3 protein-coding genes and 1 pseudogene are annotated in these 4752 nt (G+C 44.7%); 1 reads left to right on the top strand and 3 read right to left on the bottom strand.

Annotated elements, in window-relative coordinates; all coding sequences use genetic code 11:
* Window positions 1–306 precede the first annotated feature (306 nt).
* Window positions 307–1497 carry a HEAT repeat domain-containing protein gene (locus O9290_RS16810; protein WP_002761804.1) on the top strand — a complete coding sequence of 397 codons (1191 nt, stop codon included), beginning with the start codon at window positions 307–309 and terminating at the stop codon, window positions 1495–1497.
* A gap of 265 nt (window positions 1498–1762) precedes the next feature.
* Here O9290_RS16810 and O9290_RS16815 read toward each other — a convergent pair whose 3' ends face one another.
* From O9290_RS16815 to O9290_RS16825, 3 genes and pseudogenes are all read right to left on the bottom strand, one after another.
* Window positions 1763–4003 (bottom strand): glycoside hydrolase, encoded by a 2241-nt coding sequence (locus O9290_RS16815; protein ID WP_288056757.1) that lies wholly within the window; start codon window positions 4001–4003, stop codon window positions 1763–1765.
* A 252-nt stretch (window positions 4004–4255) separates the two neighbouring features.
* Window positions 4256–4408 carry a hypothetical protein gene (locus tag O9290_RS16820; RefSeq protein WP_288056760.1) on the bottom strand — a complete coding sequence of 51 codons (153 nt, stop codon included), beginning with the start codon at window positions 4406–4408 and terminating at the stop codon, window positions 4256–4258.
* Window positions 4405–4752 (bottom strand): annotated as a pseudogene (locus O9290_RS16825) (RNA-guided endonuclease TnpB family protein); the annotation flags it as partial. The pseudogene O9290_RS16825 and the gene O9290_RS16820, both read right to left, overlap by 4 nt.

The raw sequence follows: 4752 nt of genomic DNA on the forward strand, positions 1-4752 counted from the left end.
AATCCTTATCTGGCAAGAGATTTAATTGATTAGTTCGCTCTAGATCGCAAACAATTGACAAAAATCGCGGTAATGTCTGTCTCTATAAGGGTTTCATTCCTTATAACCCCCATCCATTGCATAACACAAACCGAAGAGCCGCATATACTTTTCTGTTCGGTTATCCCGAGAGAATTAAGGATAAACTGAAGTCTGATGCACAATTTTGAGATTTATTATCGGTTTCTTGCATAGAAGAGAGGACAAAAGCGAGAAAGTCTGACATTCTTGGGATAGGTAGCACGAAAATCGAGGCCATTTCTCACGATGCAAGCTCTGCTAGAAAAAGCTCAGATAGCGTTGAATAAAAAAGACTGGGAGACAGTAAACGCCAGCATACAGCGACTTTTAAACCAAAAAGATGCGATTGAACCGATTATTAACGATGAAATCCTCGATTTAGCCCTAGAAGCTTTACAAAAATGCGATTTTCAACAGCGATGGGAGATAGCTAAACTATTTCCCCAAATCGGCAAACCAGCGATCGCTCCTTTAATTGCCCTGTTAGAATCCGAGGAACAAGATGGGGAAATGCGCTGGTTTCTGGCGAGAATTCTCAGTCAATTTGACGATCGAGCCTGTATTCTCGCTCTCAGTCAATTATTGCAAAGATCGGAGGAGGAGGAACTCAGCCAAATGGCTGCGGCTGCTTTAGCTAATATCGGCAGTTCTGCCATCTCTAGTTTAGGACAATTACTGTCCGACTCGAACACGCGTTTTTTAGCCGTACAAGCTTTATCACAAATTCGCCGGCCAGAAATTGTCGAACCGCTTTTAACCGTAGTTAAGGATCAATCTAGCGCCATTCGGTCCATGGCGATCGAAGCTTTAAGCAGTTTTCACCATCCCCAGATTACTGCGATTATCCTCGATGCTTTACGGGATCCGGCCATCGAGGTGCGACGGGAAGCAATTAAAGCTAGTAGTTACCTAGCGCCAAGTTATCCCCAAGCAGATTTAGTTAACCATCTGCAACCGCTGTTATTCGATATCCACCTCGAGATCTGTCAAGAAACTGCGATCGCTCTCGGTCGTATCGGCACAGCAACCTCAGCCAAAGCTTTAAATCCACTCCTGCAATCTTCCTTAACTCCCGATAGTTTAAAATTAACTGTAGTGCGAGCATTAGGCTGGATCGAGGATGGGGAAGCTTTAAATTATCTAGAAAAGGCTTTATATAGCGAAAATGTCTTGATTTGTCGGGAAATTATCGCTATTCTCGGCCGGCAAACCTGCCAGAAATTACGCCAACAAGCAGGGGAAATTCTCGGTAATTTTTATCACTCCCATCCCGCGATCCTCGCTGATACGGGAGTTAAACAGTCTCTAGCGATCGCTTTAGGAGAATTAGATCGGGATAATAAAAGTATTTTGCTGACTTTAGCAGCCGATGGGGAAGCAATCGTCCGTCTCCATGCTCTCAGCGCCCTGAAAAAGCTAGATCATGGGACTATATAGGGTTGGCTGAAAAAGTTTGTTGGTGGGGGTAGGGTGTAGGGTGTAGGGTGTAGGGTGTAGGGGAGATGGCTGATGGCTAAAAAGCTGATAACAAGGGCCGAATCTAAAACCTAATTGGTTAAGCTAAAAGCTTCGATGTACTTAGTTTCTAACCTTCTTTTTAAGTAGGAGAATTGCCAGATCCTGTCTTTTGCACGAGTGCCTGTTGCCTCTTGCCTTCAGAAGCTGATTACTGATAACTGATCACTGATTACTGATCACTGATTTAAGGTCTTTGCAGGAAGATTAATTCTTCAACGGGGAGGAAATCATAGTATTGACCTTGATTGGCTAAAACTGCGATTAAATGGAGACGAGCATCGGGTTCAATGTGTAATCCTTCCCAGGGGACAGCAATTTCCAAACATTGATTAAAAGAAGCTTTGGCACTACTAGGAACTCGCTGCCAAGTAAAATATTCTTGAGCGACTTCTAACCAAGTAAATTCCGTGATTAAATTTATTCCTAGATGATGATGATAACCGTAATCGAGGGGCGATCGAGGGGGAATATCTGCTAAGGGAATTGGACTTTGCAGACGATGCACTTCATCATAATACCAATATAAATGCACTTCAGGCGGGATATCTTTGCCTAATTCAGCCCCCGGTTTCCAATCGAAACGCAGATAAAAATTGAGGTGATCCCAACCGAAAAAGAGCCTTTGTACTAAGGAAGTCCGGTGCATTGTACCACTGGCGCCGCCAATTTCGATCCGTCCAGCTTTATCCCAATCCTGTTCGTCCCCAAAACCGTCGATAATGGGGTGAATAAAAGCTAGTGGACGATTACTTTGTTTATCTCCGTGTTCTTCCACCGGTTCGAGCAAATAGGAGGGAATTGGCTCATTTAAAGCTTGATAGAGGGCGATCAGGTGTTCGCGGAAAAGTTGGTCAAAAATTGCGTCATGATTGGAGGAATGGCCATAACCAAACCACCAAAACCAATCGGAACCCTCCGCTGCATACAATGCTTCCCACGCATCGGGGTTATTATCTTCCGTCGCTTCTGGGTGATTAGCGAGGGTTTGACGGGCTAAAATTAGATATTCCCAAGCTTTATTTTTAGCGGGATCGCCGATCCAAGTGGTAAAATTGGCATCGATCCAAGAGCCGCTATGAAGTTTATTGACAGGAATTTTTGCATTAGCGGGAAAGCGATCGAGATATTCGGAGACGGTGACTAATTCGATCGCTTGGTGGTCGCTTAAAAGTTGATAAAGGTTCTCTAGGAAGGGTAAACCGTCTTGATGATAGTTTTCCCAGCAGTTTTCGCCATCTAGCGCAATGGTAACTAACCAGGGTTTTTCTAGGGTCGTGGTTTCTGCGTTGGTTTTCAGTTGTTCGGCGATCGCTTCTAGGTGTTTAACTAAGTCTGTGGCGGCCTCGGTGGCTTTCATGCCACTATAGCTAAATCCGATCAGATCCGAGAGACGATGATCGCGGAAAACCATCGATAAATTGCCGTTGCTAGTTTCCAGACAGTAGGGACGATAAAGCAATTCTGGTTCGCTAATATTGCCTTTTTCGTCGCGATGAAAGTAATGTCCCAGAGACCAACCTAACACCCCCTCATCGGAACATAACCACTGAAAACCCTGTTTAGCGACAGCGGGGAGAATCGCGGGACTAACGGATTGTTCCGAGGGCCAAAGTCCTCGAGGTTGTTTATCAAAGCGATCGATATAGATTTGCCAAGCTTTCTGGAGATGGCGGGAAATATCTTCAGGATAGTGGAAATATTGCCGAGGAAGGGTCATATTCGGCACTGCTACCCGGCCGGCTTCCGAGTTGGCCAGCAGGGGTAAAATTGGATGGGTGTAGGGACTGGTAATGATTTCTAGTTGTCCGGTTTCCTGCATTAACCGGTGTTGCGGCAAGATACGACGCAGAATTTGACGCTGTTTGGAGATAATTCGCTGGCGATCGCTTAAAGTGAAGTTTTTTCCCTGTTCTAACCAGGCAGCGATTTCTGGGTCACTGTGAAAGATAGGATCAATCCAAGCGAGGTTATGCCAAGCCAAGAGATCGCTATAATCTTGGAGATGCCAATGGCTAATACACCAACTATGACCGTTTTCTTGACGCTCTGCGTATAATTGCCCGTAACGGGGGTGCGGATCGATCAGGGTACGATGGTTAGCATCGAAAAAGTGTTCGAGGATAAAGTGTTTTTGTGCCAGGGTTAACTGCGCTTCTGGGGTGACGGTGAGGGCAAGATAGGGGTCTATAGCTAGTCCGTTGACGTAATCCTCTAATTGCAGGATTAAAGAGGGGACAAGGTTGACGGTTTGGTGTAATTTGGGAAAACGTTCTAGAATCAGGATTAAATCGAGATAATCTTTCACCCCATGCAGTCGCACCCAGGGTAAGCGATATTGTCCCGAAGCATCGGTGCGAGTTTGACAGGATTTGTAGAGGGGTTGGTGTTGATGCCAAATAAAAGCGACGTAGAGAGGATAGGCCATGATAATACCGAGGAAAAGTGCATATAACAGGCTTTAAAGCCGTTATATTAGATAATAATGGACAATAAAGCCCATTATAGATTCTTAAAAGTTGATTTCGGTCACTACCATAATCCTATCAACTGGTTTTGAGGGGGTATCGTCTCTTTGTATTTGTTAAAGGATCGGCTCCTCTGGTGTTGATTATTTGCAGTTCAGCAGTAGAATCCCTAATACTATTTTTCTTACTGATTACTGATTACTGATTACTGATTACTGATTACTGTTCACTGAAAAACCCCCATCACCTCGATCGACAACATTTTTCAGGGTGATAGGATAAGCTGGAATTATCGAAACCGTAAAAATAATAGATAAATTGACATCCTCGCCGCCGTAAAACGGACGGCGATTCCCAAACCTCACGATTTAGGTTTCTGCTTCTTTCCCTTGCGGGGTTCCGCACCTGCCGCCCCAGATTTACTCTGTTCTGGTCTTATGGTCGCTCTACAGACTGACACCGCAAGCCCTGCGGCCAAAATATTTTTACTGGCGTTAATATCTCGGTCATGGTGTGTCCCACAGTCTGGACAATCCCATTCTCGAACATTTAACGGCATTTTCAAGGGCAATATACCCGCAATTACTACACCTTTTAGAGCTAGGAAACCATCTATCTATTTCGATGTAATTTCTCCCATACCAACGGCATTTATAGGCTAATTGTCGGGTTATTTCTCCCCAGCTTACATCAGATATTGCCTGAGATA

The sequence above is a fragment of the Microcystis sp. LE19-41.2A genome, from assembly GCF_027530405.1.
Lineage (GTDB): Bacteria > Cyanobacteriota > Cyanobacteriia > Cyanobacteriales > Microcystaceae > Microcystis > Microcystis aeruginosa.